Origin of the sequence: Actinoplanes sp. NPDC049316 (assembly GCF_040677315.1) — a bacterium.
GTDB lineage: Bacteria > Actinomycetota > Actinomycetes > Mycobacteriales > Micromonosporaceae > Actinoplanes.
Map to the genome: position 1 here is coordinate 34,976 of NZ_JBFAQM010000010.1, position 16,467 is coordinate 51,442.

The following is a 16,467-nucleotide window of genomic DNA, read 5'->3' on the forward strand; positions in this document are numbered from 1 at the left end:
ATGCGGGTCCAGCGGGTGACTAGCGGTCGACGGTGTCGTGGAACTTGACGATGGCCAGGAGTAGGAGGGTGGCGCCGGAGAAGCCGCCGGCGCCCGTGAGGACGGCGGCCGCGGGGTTGGCGCCGCTCGCCCAGGACAGCAGGCCGGCGGCGGCTCCGGCGATGAAGGACCAAGTGAGGATCGACGACAGCCACAGCGCCCGGATCTCGGAGTTGCGACGCACCCTGTGCCTCCTCAGGGGAGTGAAATCCCGATCAGCTACCTGGCACTGTGACACGTCGCACATTGACCGCTCAAGGGGGTGTGCGCATGGCGCACAGAACTCTCGCAATTCCCGAAAAGGTGCACCAAGTGCGACACGCCCGGAGGTCAGCGAAGAAGCGACGCCCGCGCGCACTGAGTGACGTACGGCAGCTCGAACGTGTCGCGTCCGGCCAGGTCCGGGTGCGTGGCGGCCAGGTGCCGCACCTCGTCGAGCAGGCCCGCGCGGTCGTCGTCGCTGAGCAGGATGACGTAGCTGCGGGATGCGACGAGGTCGAGGAGCCGGTCGAGATCGAGCCGGTGGGTCCAGCGCACCGAGTGGTGCTCCACCGGTCCGTACGGCGCGCCGAGCTCGGTCCGGCGGGGTTGTTCGGGGGAGCGGAGGATCTCGCCGAGGCGCCGTACCCAGCCGGTGGTCTCGTCGCGCAGGTTCCAGATCAGGCCGAGGGTGCCGCCGGGGGCGAGGACCCGGGCGGTCTCGGGTACGGCCCGGGCCACGTCGACCCAGTGCCACGCCTGGGCGCACACGACCGCGTCGACACTGCCGGCGGGCAGCGGGATGTCTTCGGCGGTTCCCTGCAGAGCGGGTACGCCGGGCAGAACGTGGCGCAGCTGGGCGAGCATGCCGTCCGAGGGGTCGACCGCCGTGACCGGGAGCCCGCGGGCGGCGATCTGGCGGGTGAGTTTCCCGGTGCCCGCGCCGAGGTCCAGGATGCGAGGTGCGCCGGCGGGCAGCAGCCAGTTCAGCGCCGCTTCCGGGTACGGCGGCCGCCCCCGTTCGTAGCGGCCGGACACGGAGCCGAAGGACGTGGCGTGCTCGCTCATGGCTCTCACCCTATATCTCAGGATCCTAGGATGCCTTACAGGTGGTGCGCCGGGTCACGCCGACGGAAGAGGCAGGAGTTTCGATCACGAGCCCTTCGGGCACTGAATTCACCGACAAGAACAAAGCAGGTTCGAGTCGTTGAGGAGTTGACGATGAGCTTCACGGACAAGGTCAAGAACAAGGCCGAGGAAATGACCGGCAAGGCGAAGCAGGGCATCGGCGACGCCACGGACAACGAGCGGCTCATCGCCGAGGGCCAGGCGCAGGAGACCGCGGCCCGTACGAAGCAGGCCGGCGAGCACGTGAAGGACGCGGGCCGCGACGTGCGCGACGCGTTCAGCTGATCTTCCCCAGACGTGAAAGAGCCCCGGGCCGTAAGCCCGGGGCTCTTTCACGTCATTCGGCTGTTTGCTTGCTCCACCAGTTCTGGCCGGACTCGGGGAGCGTGTCGATCGGGTCGTAGTACGCGTACAGCTTGCTGAGGGCTTCGGGGTCTTCGCGTTCGATCGAGGTGCGGTAGTTCTTGGTCCAGTAGGAGATGCCGTGCTCGCGGTCGTACTCGGCGACCATGTGGACCCAGCGCTTGCCGACGAAGGGCACGTCGCACACGATCCGCGGGGTGGCGTAGCCGGGCAGGTAGCCCATCAGGTCGTGCTGCAGCTGCTGGGCGTACCAGACGGGGACGCGCCAGTGCTCGGCGTTGGGGATCATGTCGCACATGTAGAAGTAGTACGGCAGGATGCCGGCCTCGCCCTGCAGCCCGAAGCAGAGGTCGAGCAGGTCCTTGGCGGTGGCGTTGACGCCGCGCATGAGCACGCCCTGGTTGCGGACGTCGCGGACGCCGATTTCGAGCAGCGTCCGGGCGGCGCGGGCGACCAGGGGCGTCAGCGAGTTGACGTGGTTGACGTGGGTGTGCACGGCGAGGTTGACGCCGCGGCGTTCGGCGGTGATGGCGACGCGGTTGAGGCCTTCGACGACGTCGGGCTGGAGCCAGTGCTGGGGCAGGCCCATGAGGGCTTTGGTGGCGAGGCGGATGTCGCGCACGGTGGGGACGGAGAGCAGCCCCATGAGGTAGGTCTCGAGTTGTTTCCAGGGGACGTTGGCGACGTCGCCGCCGGAGACGACCACGTCGCGGACGCCGGGGTGGGCCTTGAGGTAGGCGAGGTGGGCGTCGTAGCGGTCGACGGGCTTGAGGGTGAGTTTGAGCTTGTCGACGGTGGGGGTGCTGTTGCCGACGAGGTCCATGCGGGTGCAGTGGCCGCAGTATTGCGGGCAGGTGCTGAGCAGTTCGGCGAGGACCTTGGTGGGGTAGCGGTGGGTGAGGCCTTCGGCGACCCACATGTCGTGTTCGTGCAGGCTGTCGCGGGTGGCGTGGGGGTGTGACGGCCAGTCGAGGTGGCGGTCGGTGGCCACGGGCAGCATGTAGTTGCGGATGGGGTCGGCGTAGAAGCTGTCGGTGGTGGGCGTCTCGGCCGGGACCATCGTGTTGAGCATCTGCGGCGGGATGAGCATCGACATGGTCGCCAGGCGCTGCTGGTCGGTGGCGAGGTCGTCGTAGAAGCGGTCGTCGAGCAGGTCGCCCATGACGGCGCGGAGTTGCTTGATGTTCTTGATGCAGTTGACGCGCTGCCATTGGGCGGATTCCCACTGCTGGGTGGTGACGTCGCGCCAGCCGGGGAAGCGGGTCCAGTCGGGTTCGGTCAGGGGGCGGCGCTGGTACTCGTACGGCTGTCCGGCGGTGGTCGGGGTGCCGGCGTCGCTGGGAGTCAACGGTGCCTCCTGGGGTTGGGGGTTGATCGTTTCCGACGATACTGGAGAATCTGCGGTGTAGAAACCGTCGGTCCGGAGGATTTACGGTGTGTCGGCGGTCGGACAGGCTGTTTCTCGTGAGGATGGTGGGCGTGGCGTCGGTGGGGCTGTCTCGGGTGCTGGAGCCGGTGGGTGTGTTGCCGCAGGCGGCTTGGCGGTTGGATGCGCGTGCGGAGGTGGGGCCCGACGAGGTGCGGGTGCGCGTGGAGCGGCTGAACCTGGATGCGGCGAGTTTCCGGCAGCTGGCGGGCAAGCACGGTGGCGACGGCGCCGCGGTGCGCTCCGAGGTGCTGGAGATCATCCGTACGCGGGGGAAGATGCACAATCCGGTCACCGGGTCGGGCGGGATGCTCATCGGGGTGGTCGAGGAGGTCGGGCCGGAGTCGCCGTTGCCGGTGAAGGTGGGTGACCGGGTGGCGACGCTGGTGTCGCTGACGTTGACGCCGCTGGTGATCGACGACGGGCTGGCGGGCTGGGACGGCCTCGGTGAGCAGGTGCCGGCGTCGGGGCACGCGATTCTGTTCGGCCGGTCGGTGGTGGCGGTGCTGCCGGATGATCTGGCGCCGGAGCTGGCGTTGGCGGTGTTCGACGTGTGCGGGGCGCCGGCTCTGACGGATCGGGTGGTGCGTGAGTACGTGGACGCGGGCCAGCCGGTGTCGGTGGCGGTGCTGGGCGGTGCGGGCAAGAGCGGGTCGCTGGCGTTGACGGCGGCGCGGCTGGCGGGTGCGCGTACGGCTGCGGTGGTGGTGTCGGAGGCTGAGCGCGACACGCTGATGTCGGCGGGTCTGGCCGATCACGTCGCGGTGGCGGATGCGCGGGATCCGGTGGCGGTGTCGTCGGCTGTGACCGGGGCGTTGGGGGCGCCGGCGACGGTGACGGTGGTGTGTGTGGATGTGCCGGGTTGTGAGCACGGGGCGATCCTGTCGACCGCGGACGGCGGCACGGTGATCTTCTTCTCGATGGCGACGAGTTTCTCCGCGGCGGCGCTGGGCGCGGAGGGGCTGGCGGCGGACGTGACGATGCTGGTGGGTAACGGGTACGTGCCGGGGCATGCGGAGTTCGCGCTGGATGTGGTGCGGCGCACTCCTGGCGTGCGGGCGTTGTTCGAGGCGCGGGTTTCGGCAGACTGACGGTCATGACTTTCCACACGGTGCTGTACACCCACGGTCGGTTCTATTCGGCGGCGGAGCCGCGGGCCACGGCGATGCTGGTGCGTGACGGCCGGATCGGGTGGCTGGGTGCGGCGGAGGACGCGCCGGCGGCGGATGCCGTGGTGGAGCTGGACGGTGCGCTGGTGGCGCCGGCGTTCGTGGACGCGCATCTGCATGCCACGGACACGGGTCTGGCGGCGGACGGGCTGGATCTGTCCGGGGTGCGCTCGGCGGGTGAGCTGGTGGAGGCGGTTGCCGCGTTCGCGGCGACGCGCGGGCCGGGTGCGGTGGTGCACGGGCACGGGTGGGACGAGTCGACGTGGGTGCAGCAGACGCCGCCGGACGCCGAGGTGTTGGAGCGCGCGGCCGGGGGCCGGCGGGTGTATCTGTCGCAGGCGTCGGTGCATTCGGCGCTGGCGTCGCGGTCGTTGCTGGCGGCGTGCCCGGGTGTGGAGGCGGTGCCGGGGTATGACGCGTCGGGGTGGGTGCGGGAGCAGGCGCATCATGCGGTGCGTGCGGTGGCGCTGGGTTCTTTGACGCCGGAGCAGCGCACGCAGGCGCAGCGGTCGGCGTTGCGGCTGGCGGCGTCGCGTGGGGTGGCCGCGGTGCACGAGTGCGCGGGTCCGGGTACGTCGAGCGAGGCGGATTTCCTGTCGGTGCTGGCGTTGTCGGGGCAGGGTCTGCCGCGGGTGTTCGGCTACTGGGGTGAGCTCGGCGGTGCTCGGCGGGCGAAGGAGCTGGGTGCGGTGGGCGCGGCGGGGGATCTGTATGCGGACGGGGCGCTGGGGTCGCGGACGGCGTCGGTGCGGTCGCCGTACGTGGACGGCCCGGGGTGTGGTGAGGCGTTCGTGTCGGCCGAGGAGGCGGGGGCGCACCTGCTCGAGTGCATCGAGGAGGGGGTTCAGGGCGGTTTCCATGCGATCGGCGACGCGGCGATCGAAGCTGTGCTGGAGGGGTTCGCGATCGCGGCGAGGGCCGTGGGGGTGGATCGGGTCCGGGCGGGCCGGCACCGCATCGAGCACGTGGAGCTGGCGGACAAGGCGATGATCGCGCGGATGGTCGAGTTCGGCGTGGTGGCCAGCGTGCAGCCGGTGTTCGACGCGCTGTGGGGTGGCGAGGACCGGATGTACGCGCAGCGTCTGGGTGTGCAGCGGGCTTTGGCGTCGAACCCGGTGGGTGCGATGTACGCGACGGGGGTGCCGTTGGCGTTCGGGTCGGATTCGCCGGTGACGCCGCTGGATCCGTGGGCGGCGGTGGTGGCCGCGGCGGCGCCGCGTAATCCGGTGTTCCGGATGAGTGTGCGCTCGGCGTTCGGGGCGTCGACGCGGGGTGGTTGGCGGGCGGCGGGGGTGGACGACGCGGGGGTGCTGGCGCCGGGTGCGCAGGCGACGTTCGCGGTGTGGGACACCCCGGGCGGTCTGGAGGGTGGCCTGCCGGCGTTGCTGGCGGGCGTGGACGGTGCGGTGCCGGCGCGGCCGGTGTGCCGCCGGACGGTGTTGTCCGGCGAGACGATCTACGAGGAGTGACGTGCAGAAGCTGGGTCTGGACCCGACGGTCGTGCGGCGGGCGAGGGAGCTCGCCGCGCGGGCGGGGCAGCCGGTCGTGGATCTGGCGCGGTCGCACACGACCGTGTCGGTGGAGCGGGCGGTGCTGCGCCTGGCGGGGGTGCGCGGGGCGGACTCCGACGGGATTCCGTGGGTGAACCGGCTGGTGGACGCGGTGGTCGCCGATGTGGGGTTGTCGCACGGGGTGGCGGTGCCGGTGTTCGACGCGTTGCGGCGTGAGGGCCTGGACGATGTGACGGTGCTGGCGCAGAAGGCTGCGGCGGGTGCGGTGCGTTTCGGCGTACCGGAGAAGAAGGCCGAGGTGACTGCGGCCCGGCGGGCCGCGAGGAGGGCGGCCACGGCGGGCCTGAAGGTCGTGGACCGGCGCCGGGTGGAGCGGGAGCGGCTGGTCAAACGGTACGGGGATGCGCCGCGGCGGCCGTGGATCTATCTGATCGTGGCGACCGGGGACATCTACGAGGACATCCCGCAGGCGCAGGCGGCGGCGCGGGCCGGCGCGGACGTCATCGCGGTGATCCGGTCGACGGGGCAGTCGCTGCTGGATTACGTGCCGGAGGGTGCGACGCGGGAGGGGTTCGCGGGCACGTACGCGACGCAGGAGAATTTCCGGCTGATGCGGGCGGCGCTGGACGAGACGTCGCGGGAGCTGGGCCGGTATGTGCGGCTGACGAACTACGCGTCGGGGTTGTGCATGCCGGAGATGGCGGTGATGGCGGGTCTGGAGCGGCTCGACATGATGCTCAACGACTCGATGTACGGGATCTTGTTCCGGGACATCAACCCGATCCGCACGTTCGTGGATCAGCGGTTCTCGCGGCAGGTGCACGCCCGTGCCGGGATCATCATCAACACGGGTGAGGACAACTATCTGACGACGGCGGACGCGGTCGAGGCGGCGCACACGGTGACGGTGTCGCAGCTGCTGAACGAGTTCTTCGCGCATGAGGCGGGGCTGGCGGACTGGCAGCTGGGGCTGGGGCACGCGTTCGAGATCAATCCGGAGGTGCCGGAGTCGTTCCGGCTGGAGCTGGCGCATGCGTTGCTGGCGCGGGAGTTGTTCCCGGACGCGCCGTTGAAGTGGATGCCGCCGACGAAGCACATGACCGGCGACGTGTTCCGGGGCAACCTGCTGGACGGGTTCTTCAATCTGGTGGGTGCGCTGACCGGGCAGGGGATCCTGCTGGTGGGGATGATGACCGAGGCGGTGGTGACGCCGTGGTTGTCGGACCGCGACATCGCTTTGCAGAACGTGCGGTACGTGCTCAACGGGGCGGGGAACCTGCACGAGGATTTCGTGCCGGCGCCGGGCGGGTTCATCCAGTCGCGGGCGCACGAGGTGCTGGGTGAGGCCGTGGAGTTGCTGGAGCGCATCGTGGACGACACGTTGCTGGAGGCGATCGCCGACGGCACGTTCGGGATCATGAAGCGGCCGGCGGACCGGGGCAAGGGCCTCGACGGCGTCGCCCGGCACGCGGCTGACTACTTCAACCCGGTGACGGAGGTCCTGGCATGACCGACTGCACCGAACTTCTCCGGCCGGCGGCCGGAGACGGCCGTGACGGTGAGGGCCAGGAGGGCATGCCGAAGGAGGGTTCAGCGTGACGATCGTGCGTCCGTACGGGGACACCACCGGTGACGGCATGGTGCAGGTGTCGTTCACGCTGCCGCTGGCGCACGACAAACGTGCCGAGGGCGCGGCGGTGCAGCTGGCGAACAAGATGGGCATGGACCCGGCGCTGCTGGTGCACGCCAAGCCGATGGGCGACGGGTTCACCTTCTTCGTCGTGTACGGCCGGGTGAACCATCTGGTGGACACCGACAAGGTGCAGGTGGTGGAGCGTGACTTCCCGCTGCTGAGCGCCAAGGAGATCAACGCGGTGATCAAGCGGCGGCTGCGGCGGCGGCTGAGCGTGGTCGGGGCGTGCATCGGCACGGACGCGCACACCGTGGGTATCGACGCGATCCTCAACGTCAAGGGCATCGCGGGGGAGAAGGGCCTGGAGTACTACCGGGAGCTCGCGGTGACGAACATGGGCGCGCAGGTGTCGGTGCCGGATCTGGTGGAGACGGCGCGGGCGCAGAAGGCCGACGCGGTGCTGGTGTCGCAGGTGGTGACGCAGCGCGACGCGCATCTGCACAACACGCGGGCGATGTCGGCGGCGTTCCGGGAGGCGATGCCGGCGGGCAAGCGGCCGCTGCTGATCGTCGGCGGGCCGCGGTTCGACGAGCTGATGACCGCCGAGCTGGGCGTCGACCGGATCTTCGGGCGCGGTACGACCCCGCGCGAAGTCGCCTCCTATCTCGTCCACGCCCTGATCGGAGCTGCGAAGTGATCACTGTGACCCACCGTCGTTACGTCCCCTATTCTCACGCCCACTACGCCGGCAACCTGGTCGACGGGGCGTACTCGTTGGGGCTGTTCGGTGATGTCGCGACGGACGTGTGCATTCAGCTGGACGGCGACGAGGGGCTGTTCGCCTCGTACGACGACGTGCAGTTCAAGGCGCCCGTGCAGGCCGGCGACGTGCTCGAGGTGACGGCCACGGTCGTGAAGATGGGTACGCGCTCACGCAGGATCGCGTTCACCTCGACGGTGGTGTGCCGGGGCGCGGGTGGTTCCGCGGCGCGGGTGCTCGACGAGCCGATCGTCGCGGTGACCGCCACGGGCACCGTCGTCGTCCCGCCGAAGTCTTGAGCACGGCTGTCTGCGTCGACGTCGGGTCCACGTACACGAAGGCCTGCGGGGTTGATCTCGCCTCGGGCCGGCTGCTGGCGCGCTCGGAGGTGCCGACGACGGCCGGCTCCGACGTCCTGGCGGGCGTGGACGAGGCGGTCGGCGCCGTCGGCGGCGGAGACGCGCTGTACGTGTGCTCGTCGGCCGGCGGCGGCCTGCGCCTGGCGGTCGTCGGGTACGAGGCGCTGGTGACGGCGGAGGCGGGGCACCGGGTCGGTTTGTCGGCCGGGGCGCGGGTGGTGCACGTGGCCGCGGGGCCCCTGGACGGGCGGGCGGTGGCGGCGCTGCGCGCGGCCCGGCCGGACGTGATCCTGCTGGTCGGTGGCACCGACGGCGGCGACGAGGAGACGTTGCGGCACAACGCGGGCCGGCTGGCGACCTCGCGGATGCGGGTGCCGGTGGTGGTGGCGGGCAACGCGGCGGCCGCCCCGGACGCCGGCCGGGTGCTGTCCGGGCGCGGTGTGCCGGTCACGGTGACGGCGAACGTGCTGCCCCGCATCGGGGTGCTGGAGCCGGGGCCGGCGCGCGCGGCGATCCGCGAGGTGTTCCTGCACCACGTGATCGGCGGCAAGAAGCTGTCGCGGGGTACGAGGTTCGCGTCGCTGGTGCGCTGTGCGACGCCCGATGCGGTGCTGGCCGGGGTGTCGGTGCTGGCCGACGTGACCGCCGCGGGGGTGCTCGTGGTCGACGTCGGCGGGGCCACCACCGACGTGTACTCGGCGCTGGTGCCGGACGCGGAGTTGACGCACGGCCCGCAGGCCGACGTGGCGGGCACGCTCTGGCGGTCGCGGACGGTCGAAGGGGACCTGGGCGTGGGCGTCGGCGCGCCCGGCGTGGTCGCGGCCGCTTCGGCGGAGAAGCTCCCGGCGCCGGACATCGCGGCCGGCCGGCCGTTCAACGCGGGGACGGACCGGGCCTTGGCGTGCGCTGCGGCGGCGATCGCGGTACGCCGGCATGCCCGGGGACACTCGCCCGGACCGGGACAGCCGCGTACCGGCGGCCGCGACCTGCGCGACGTGCGGCTCGTGGTGGGCTCGGGCGGGGTGCTGCGCCACGGCGGCGGGGATGCGGTGCTGGACGCGGTGCTGGGCGACACGGCGGGCGGCTGGGTCCTCCCGCGCGCCGCGCGCCGGGTGATCGACACCGAGTATGTGCTGGCCGCGGCCGGCCTGCTCGCCGAAGATCATCCGGATGCGGCGGCGGCGTTGGTGAACAGCCTGTGACCCCTGGGGGCCGGGTGGGAGACACGCCGAGGAATGCGACACGCCCGGGGACGGGGACGCCGGTTGACAGGCCTCCGGGGGTGCGGCGTACCGTCGACGGGTCCTGTTCCGGGAAGTGACTGTTGTTCGCTTCGTTCCTTCGCCCACTGGCCACGCGCGGCAGAACCCGAACCGCGCGCGCGTACGCCAGGTCCAGGGGGTGGGGGTCGGCGGAGCGGCGCGGACCGGTCACACCTTCCGGTGAGGCCAGGGGTGGAACGAGGCCAGTAGACAACGGCACGACGCGAGCAGCCAGCCCGCGGCGCGTCGGTCCGAAGGTCCCGCGACATCCACCTGGCGCACCGGCCCGGAGCGGATCGTGGAAGTGCGATCGGGGCGCGGCCTGCAGGCCGCGCCCCGATTCCCTTCTCCGCGGCCGGGCCCGCTCCTCGTCCGCGCCGGCCCCCTCTGCTTGCGCATGTCCCTGTTCCCGCGCGGCGCCCGTCAGTCTCTTCCGGGCCCGCTGTTTGCGCTGCTCGCGGGGTTTTCCACAGGCCGCGGGCGGGCGCGACAGGTTCGTGACCCGTGCCAGGTAGCCTTCCGCGGGTGGATTTGTTGACGCTTCAGCCGACCCCGGCGCCGGCGGGCGCCGGCGGGGCCGCCCCGGCCACACCGAAGCCCCTGCCGCTGTGGGCGTCGGTGCTGCTCGGCCTGGCCTCGGGCGCCGGGCTGCTGCTGGCGTTCCCGCCGTACGGGTTGTGGTGGCTGGCGCCGGTGTCCGTGGCGCTGCTGGCCGCGGCGACGCACCGGCGGCGGCTGCGTGGCGGGCTGGGCGTCGGGGTGCTGGCCGGGCTGGTGCTGTTCGTGCCCCTGCTGGACTGGACGCGCATCGCGGCCGGGTGGCTGCCGTGGATGCTGCTGTCGTTCGCGCAGGCCGCCTACCTGGGCCTGCTGGGGCTGGCCTCGGCGTGGCTGGCGCCGCTCATCGACCGGGTGCGGGCGCTGTGGCCGCCGTTGGTGGGCCTGCTGTGGGTGACGCAGGAGGCGCTGCGTGACCGGGCACCGTTCGGCGGGTTCCCGTGGGGGCGGCTGGCGTTCAGCCAGGGCGACGCGCCGGCGCTGCGGCTGGCCGTGCTCGGCGGGGCGCCGCTGGTGACGTTCGCCGCGGCGGCCGCCGGTGGTGCGCTGGTCGCGCTGGCCTGGCGCACCTGGCGGCCCCGCACCCGGCTGCCGGCAGCCGGTTTCGCGCTGGCCGCGGCGGTGATCGTGATCGGCCCGGCGTTCGTGCCGACCGCGCACCCGGCGCAGCAGACCCGGACGGTCGCGATCGTGCAGGGCAACGTGCCGCGCCTCGGGCTGGACTTCAACGCGCAGCGCGCCGCGGTGCTGCTCAACCACGTACGCGCCACCGAGGCGCTCGCCGAACAGGTGCGCCAGGGCGCCCGGCCCAAGCCGGAGCTGGTGATCTGGCCGGAGAACTCCAGCGACATCGACCCGCTGCGCAACCAGGACGCCGCCCAGCAGATCGCCGGCGCGGCGAACGCGATCGGCGTGCCCATCCTGGTCGGCGCGGTGCTGCGCGGTGACACCCCCGGCGAGATCCGCAACGCCGGCATCCTGTGGATGCCGGTCACAGGACCCGACCTGGACCAGGTGTACGTGAAACGCCACCCCGTCCCGTTCGCCGAGTACATGCCGCTGCGTCCGATCGCGCGGGCCGTGTCCGACAAAGTGGACCTCGTGCAGAACATGGTCGCCGGGGACCACCCGGGCGTCGTGCGTACCCCGGCGGCGACCATCGGCGACGTGATCTGCTTCGAGGTCGCGTACGACGGCATCGTGCGCGACACTGTCACCGGCGGGGCGCAGATCCTCGCCGTGCAGACGAACAACGCCACCTTCAACGAGGCGGAGGCCCGTCAGCAGCTCGCGATGGTGCAGCTGCGCGCGGTCGAGCACGGCCGGGAAGCCGTGATGGTCTCCACCGTCGGGGTGTCCGCGTTCGCCGCCGCCGACGGCTCGGTGCACGGTGCGACCGGCTTCAATGTGGACGCTGTGGTCCTGCATGACATGCGCGTGGGCGGACCGCGTACGCTGGCGACTCGTCTGGGACATTGGCCGGAGATCGCAGCGGTCGCGCTGGCTGTGCTGGCCCTGGCCGCGGCGGCCCCGCTGCGGCGGCGGCGCAGGGGCGGTACGGCCGCCACAGAAGCAACGACGGAGGAACGGTGAGCGAGGCAGATCCGACGACGACGGGCTCGGAGGGATACCCGGGGGTCGGCCGCGTGCTCGTGGTCATCCCGACCTACAACGAGGCCGAGAACGTCCGACTGATCACCGCCCGGGTACGCAAGGCCGTGCCGCAGGTCGACATCCTCGTCGCCGACGACAACTCGCCCGACGGCACCGGCGCCATCGCCGACGAGATCTCCGCCGCCGATGACCACGTGTTCGTGCTGCACCGCGCCGGCAAGGAAGGCCTCGGCGCCGCGTACGTCGCCGGGTTCGCCTGGGCCAAGGACAAGGGCTACGACGCCGTCGTGGAGATGGACGCCGACGGCTCGCACGCCCCGGAAGAACTGCCGAAGCTGCTCGACGCGCTGCGCGACACCGACGCCGTGCTCGGCACCCGGTACATCCCCGGCGGCAGCGTGCACAACTGGCCCATGCACCGGCTGCTGCTCTCCCGCGGCGGCAACATCTACATCCGCATGGCGCTGGGCATGCCGTTCAAGGACGCCACGGGCGGCTACCGCGCGTACCGCATGCCGGTCCTCGACGCGATCGACGTGTCGACGGTGGCGTCGCAGGGCTACTCGTTCCAGGTCGAGCTGGCCTGGCGCACGTACCGGCACGGTTTCCGCATGGCCGAGGTGCCCATCACGTTCACCGAACGCGAGCACGGCGTCAGCAAGATGAGCGGCAACATCTTCAAGGAGCAGCTGCTGCGCGTCACCGCGTGGGGAGCGGCCGCCCGCCGCGACGCGCTGCTCGACAAGCTCGGCCGCAAGCCGAAGCAGCCCTCGACCTGGCCCTGACGGCCGGCGGCGCGGCCCCGGCCCGTGCCTTTGCCGCCTCCGGCCGGTCTTGCCTCGCTGCAGCGGTCCCACGGCGGCCTCCGGCCCGGACGCTCTTGCGGCGTCCGCGGGTTCACGCCGGCTTCCCGCCGTGGACCCTTTTCCAGCGTCCACGGATTCACCCCGGCTTCCCGGCGTGGACGCTTTTCCGGCGTCCGCGGGTTCACCCCGGCTTCCCGGTCAGGACCTCGCCCGGCCGCGGAGGCGACGCCACGGTTGCAGCCGGGCTCTGGCCGGCTCCCACGGGCGCACAGGTTTCGCTCAGCACCGGCGTGTCATGCTGGAACGGTCGGTGTGACACCCGGGAGGGTGATGAGAATGCGTCGGGTCCTGCCCCTGCTCCCCGTGGCGCTGCTGCTGCTCGCGGCGGCCGAGATCGCGGTGTTCGCCGCGGTCGCCCACGCCATCGGCGCCGGCTGGGCGGTGCTGCTCATCGCCGCGTCCAGCGTCGCCGGCCTGGCCCTGCTGCGCCGCGAAGGCATCCGCGGCTGGCGCGCCTTCCGCGCCGCCGCCGAGGCCGGCCGCCCGCCCGGCGCCCAGGTCAGCAACTCCCTGATCGGCCTGCTCGGCGCGCTGCTGCTGGCCATGCCCGGCTTCATCACCGCGGTCACCGGCCTGGCACTGATCATCCCGCCGGGCCGCTACCTGGCCCGCCGCGGCGTCGAACGAGCCGCGGAACGCCGCCTGTCGGCAGCGGTCGCCGGTGACCTGTTCGGCCCCCGGCACGTCCGTGTCCACCAATCCGACCCGGTCGACGACCCCGCCCCGGCACCCCGCGCCCCGGCCGGCGAAATCATCTCCGGCGAGGTCGTCGAGGGCGACATCGTCCGCTGACCTTCCCCACCCGGCCCCGTCGCGTGCTCCGCGGGTGTCGCCGCCGTTCGGTGCGGTGCCCGCCCGCGGCCACGGACGAGATCACCAGGACCGCCGGCATCGTCCGCTGGTCTTCCCTGCGCGAACGTCCACCCCACCCGATGTGAAACGCCCGGCGCGAGCCGGGCGTTGATCTTCCGTACGCATCCGGCCGGGTCTGGCGTGTCTCTCCTCGCCCCGGACGCTCCCGGCCGCGGCTTGTCGCCCTGGCTGAACGCCAGCCGCCCCACGGGAATCGCCGAACGGAGCCCGGTCACGCAGCGTCTCCTGCGCGGTGCTGCTGCCAGGGCTGACGCGCTTGTCCTGCCCCTTGCGTCGGCGCCGGGCACAACAAAATCGCCGCCCCACCTTGTCGGCGGAACGGCGATCGAGTGTGCCGCGGGTCAGCGACCCCGGCGGGTCCGGACTTCCTGGAGCCGCTCGTTGAGGATGTCCTCAAGCTCCGAGATCGACCGGCGCTCCAGCAGCATGTCCCAGTGCGTACGCGGCGGCTTCGCCTTCTTCTGCTCCGGCTCGTTGCCGTCGACCAGTCGCGCGACGCTGCCGTCGAACTTGCATTCCCAGGTGATCGGCACCTCGGCATCGACGGCGAACGGCACCTCGAACTGGTGACCCTTCACGCACAGGTACTCGCGGGTCTGCCGGGGCGCCAGCTCCGTGTTGCGGTCGGACTCGTAGCTGACTGCGCCAAGTCGGCTGCCGCGCAGCATGCGTTCGCCCATGATCGGCCTTCCCCTCGCTCGTGGTGCTGCTTCCGTTGGTGTAACGAAAGGGACGGTCGCGAGATTCCTGGCGACCGCCGTGTGTCGACGGTGTTAACGCTTCGAGCGTAACCGGCAGGGCCCCCATCGGCCGTGTCAGGCCCGTCCTGAAGTGGACCTTGGTCCACTTTACGGGAGATTGAGCGATCTACGGATAGTGCGATCCCGGTCACTCGACCGTAAAGCTACCCGACGGCCGTACCGTCTCCTCGCCCATCGTCCACCACCGGAGAAACTTGAGCCAACCGTACCGCGACTCCCGCCCCCATCGTGGCGCCGGCGTTCGCCGCTCACCCGTCCCGTAACCGGCCGCCCGATCGCTCATCATCCGGCCGGCCTCCGCCGGGCGATCGAGGACCGCCCGCGTGCCGCTGGCGCCGCTGCCCGGTCCTGGGGGAGCACGCTGGCCGTCACCGTCGTGGGGCGCCCCCTGCTCGACGAAGCCTTCGACCGCCCGCCCGGCCGCCGGCGCCGCCGCGGTGGCTGGCCCTCGTGCGAGCCGGCGGGTGATCAGTGCCGGGCGCGGTGGAGGTGGGCTGTTTCGGCCGCGGACCAATCCGGTGCCCCCACGCGCGCCGCTGGTAGATCACGCGGTCGCCCTGACGACGGAAGGTGCCGACCCTTCAAGCTCGCCGCTGGTAGATCACCCGGTCGCCCTGACGACGGAAGGCGCCGACCCTTCAAGCTCGCCGCTCGTGGATCACCCGGTCGTCCCGGCGACGAATCTTCGTCGGCTCGGGGTCACATGGCGCTCACCGGGCCGATCCCAGCGCCGCCAGCGCCGAGGCGAGGTCGCTGACCTGCGCCGACAGCTGGGCCACGCGCGAGTGCGCGGCGTCGGCGTCGGCGCGGGCCGTCTCGAGCCGCCGGCGCAGATCCTCGGCGTCGCGCTCGGCCGCCTGACGCGCGGCCGCGGCCTCGTCGGCTGCCCGGGACACCGCGGCGCGGTCCCGGTCGGCGGTGGCGCGGGCGTCGTCGACGGTACGCCGCAACGACTCCGTCTCCGCCTTCTCCCGGGTCAGCTCGGCTCGCACGGCGGCAGCCTCCTCGGCCACGCGTTGCACCTCGGCGCGCGCCGCGTCCCGATCGGCGTGCGCGGCGCCGAGCTCGTCGTGAACCGTGTCCCGTTCCGCGCGGGCGGTGTCCCGCTCGGCCCGGGCCGTACGCAGCTCGGCCAGAGCCTGCTCGAGCTCGCGGGCACGGGTGTCGGCGTCGTGCCGGGCGGCGCCGAGCTCACGGCGTACCGAATCGGTCTCCCGGCGGGCCGCGTCCAGCTCGCGCCGCAGCTCGTCGGTCTCCCGGCGGGCAGCGTCGCGATCGGTCTCGGCCTGCGTCCGCAGGGCGGCGGCCGCGCTCGCCGCGGCCTGGGCCTCATCGCGGGCCGCGGCCGCCTGCCGTGCATCCGCCGCCGCCGTCTCGGCCAGGCGCCGCGCCGTGTCCGCGGCCTGCAGAGCGTCGTCCCGCTCGGCGCGCGCGACCACCGCCTCCTGCACGGCGGCGCCGGCGGCCTCCGCAGCCCGGTCGGCCTCCCGGCGTGCCTCGTCGCGTTCCGTGTGCGCGGCGGCGATCTGCCGCGACGTCTCGGCGCGCACCTCGGCCACCTGGCGTTCCACGCCCGCCGGGGACATCTCCGCGTGCAGGGCCTCGCTCAGCGTGCCGACCAGCTGATCGAGACGGTCGACGACCTCCCACGTCCGCGCCACCTGCCCGGCGAGACCCGGCGACGACCGGTGCCGCATCCGCACGTTGCGCGACGCGCGCTGGCACTCGCCGTCGTTGTCCCGGCAGTAGCGGAACGGCCGCCCGGCGGAAGCCCGCTGCGGAACGGGACGCCCGCAGTGCGCGCACGGCCGCGTCTCCGGCGCCGGCTCGGCGTAGGCCGCCTCGCCATGCCGCTCGGCCGGGTCGTGATGGTCCGGCTGGTCCGGGACGGTGACCGTCAGAACGGTACGCGGCTGGACCGGCCGCGAAGTCGGGGAAGCATCGTCGTGTGCCATCGCGACCAGACCCTAACGGCACCCACCGACACTTTCCGGCAACCGCGCCGCATGCGCCGTCACCCACTCCGAGCCCGGGGCGGGGCGGATCGTTCGGCAGTCAGCGGCCCGCGCCCTGCGATCGGCAACCATGCGGCACGTTGCCCGACCGGCAGCGGCACCGCACACATCGCGACCGCAGCGGAGAGGCGCACTCAGCGGCGGCGCGGAG

General features: G+C 72.3%; 15 protein-coding genes. 10 read left to right on the forward strand and 5 right to left on the reverse strand.

Going from position 1 to position 16,467, the window contains the following annotated elements; genetic code table 11:
• Positions 1-19: 19 nt before the first annotated feature.
• A complete protein-coding gene (locus AB0K03_RS17520; protein WP_364685579.1) occupies positions 20-223 on the reverse strand; it encodes a hypothetical protein in 204 nt (67 codons plus the stop codon).
• 146 nt (positions 224-369) lie between these two features.
• Positions 370-1,086, reverse strand: coding sequence for a class I SAM-dependent methyltransferase (locus AB0K03_RS17525; protein ID WP_364685581.1), 717 nt, complete (start codon positions 1,084-1,086; stop codon positions 370-372).
• A gap of 153 nt (positions 1,087-1,239) precedes the next feature.
• On the opposite strand from AB0K03_RS17525, the gene AB0K03_RS17530 reads away from it, so the two are divergent.
• A complete protein-coding gene (locus AB0K03_RS17530) occupies positions 1,240-1,431 on the forward strand; it encodes a CsbD family protein (RefSeq protein ID WP_364685584.1) in 192 nt (63 codons plus the stop codon).
• Positions 1,432-1,483: 52 nt separating this feature from the next.
• Here AB0K03_RS17530 and AB0K03_RS17535 read toward each other — a convergent pair whose 3' ends face one another.
• Complete coding sequence (locus tag AB0K03_RS17535) at positions 1,484-2,857, reverse strand: lysine 2,3-aminomutase (protein WP_364685587.1); 1,374 nt, start codon at positions 2,855-2,857, stop codon at positions 1,484-1,486.
• A 131-nt stretch (positions 2,858-2,988) separates the two neighbouring features.
• Between AB0K03_RS17535 and AB0K03_RS17540 the strand changes: the two genes are divergently transcribed.
• From AB0K03_RS17540 to AB0K03_RS17580, 9 genes are all read left to right on the forward strand, one after another.
• On the forward strand, positions 2,989-4,026 hold the full coding sequence (locus tag AB0K03_RS17540; protein WP_364685590.1) for an L-erythro-3,5-diaminohexanoate dehydrogenase: 1,038 nt from the start codon (positions 2,989-2,991) through the stop codon (positions 4,024-4,026).
• A gap of 5 nt (positions 4,027-4,031) precedes the next feature.
• On the forward strand, positions 4,032-5,573 hold the full coding sequence (locus AB0K03_RS17545) for an amidohydrolase family protein (protein WP_364685593.1): 1,542 nt from the start codon (positions 4,032-4,034) through the stop codon (positions 5,571-5,573).
• 1 nt (position 5,574) lies between these two features.
• On the forward strand, positions 5,575-7,125 hold the full coding sequence (locus AB0K03_RS17550) for a lysine 5,6-aminomutase subunit alpha (protein WP_364685596.1): 1,551 nt from the start codon (positions 5,575-5,577) through the stop codon (positions 7,123-7,125).
• An 85-nt stretch (positions 7,126-7,210) separates the two neighbouring features.
• Positions 7,211-7,945, forward strand: a complete 735-nt coding sequence (locus AB0K03_RS17555; RefSeq protein ID WP_364685599.1) for an OAM dimerization domain-containing protein — start codon at positions 7,211-7,213, stop codon at positions 7,943-7,945.
• Complete coding sequence (locus tag AB0K03_RS17560) at positions 7,942-8,307, forward strand: hotdog domain-containing protein (protein WP_364685602.1); 366 nt, start codon at positions 7,942-7,944, stop codon at positions 8,305-8,307. The genes AB0K03_RS17555 and AB0K03_RS17560 overlap by 4 nt, the downstream gene beginning before the upstream one ends.
• On the forward strand, positions 8,304-9,569 hold the full coding sequence (locus AB0K03_RS17565; RefSeq protein ID WP_364685605.1) for a glutamate mutase L: 1,266 nt from the start codon (positions 8,304-8,306) through the stop codon (positions 9,567-9,569). Before AB0K03_RS17560 ends, AB0K03_RS17565 begins: the two co-directional genes overlap by 4 nt.
• Before the next feature lie 594 nt (positions 9,570-10,163).
• Positions 10,164-11,780 (forward strand): apolipoprotein N-acyltransferase, encoded by a 1,617-nt coding sequence (gene lnt, locus AB0K03_RS17570; RefSeq protein WP_364686125.1) that lies wholly within the window; start codon positions 10,164-10,166, stop codon positions 11,778-11,780.
• Positions 11,777-12,586 (forward strand): polyprenol monophosphomannose synthase, encoded by an 810-nt coding sequence (locus AB0K03_RS17575; protein WP_364685608.1) that lies wholly within the window; start codon positions 11,777-11,779, stop codon positions 12,584-12,586. The genes lnt and AB0K03_RS17575 overlap by 4 nt, the downstream gene beginning before the upstream one ends.
• A gap of 357 nt (positions 12,587-12,943) precedes the next feature.
• Complete coding sequence (locus AB0K03_RS17580) at positions 12,944-13,459, forward strand: FxsA family protein (RefSeq protein WP_364685611.1); 516 nt, start codon at positions 12,944-12,946, stop codon at positions 13,457-13,459.
• 422 nt (positions 13,460-13,881) lie between these two features.
• Here the strand turns inward: AB0K03_RS17580 and AB0K03_RS17585 are convergent, their stop codons facing one another.
• Both AB0K03_RS17585 and AB0K03_RS17590 read right to left on the reverse strand, forming a co-directional pair.
• Entirely contained in the window at positions 13,882-14,220 is a 339-nt protein-coding gene (locus AB0K03_RS17585; protein ID WP_015622005.1) for an RNA polymerase-binding protein RbpA, read from the reverse strand.
• A 791-nt stretch (positions 14,221-15,011) separates the two neighbouring features.
• Complete coding sequence (locus AB0K03_RS17590) at positions 15,012-16,256, reverse strand: serine/threonine protein kinase (protein WP_364685614.1); 1,245 nt, start codon at positions 16,254-16,256, stop codon at positions 15,012-15,014.
• Positions 16,257-16,467: the final 211 nt, after the last annotated feature.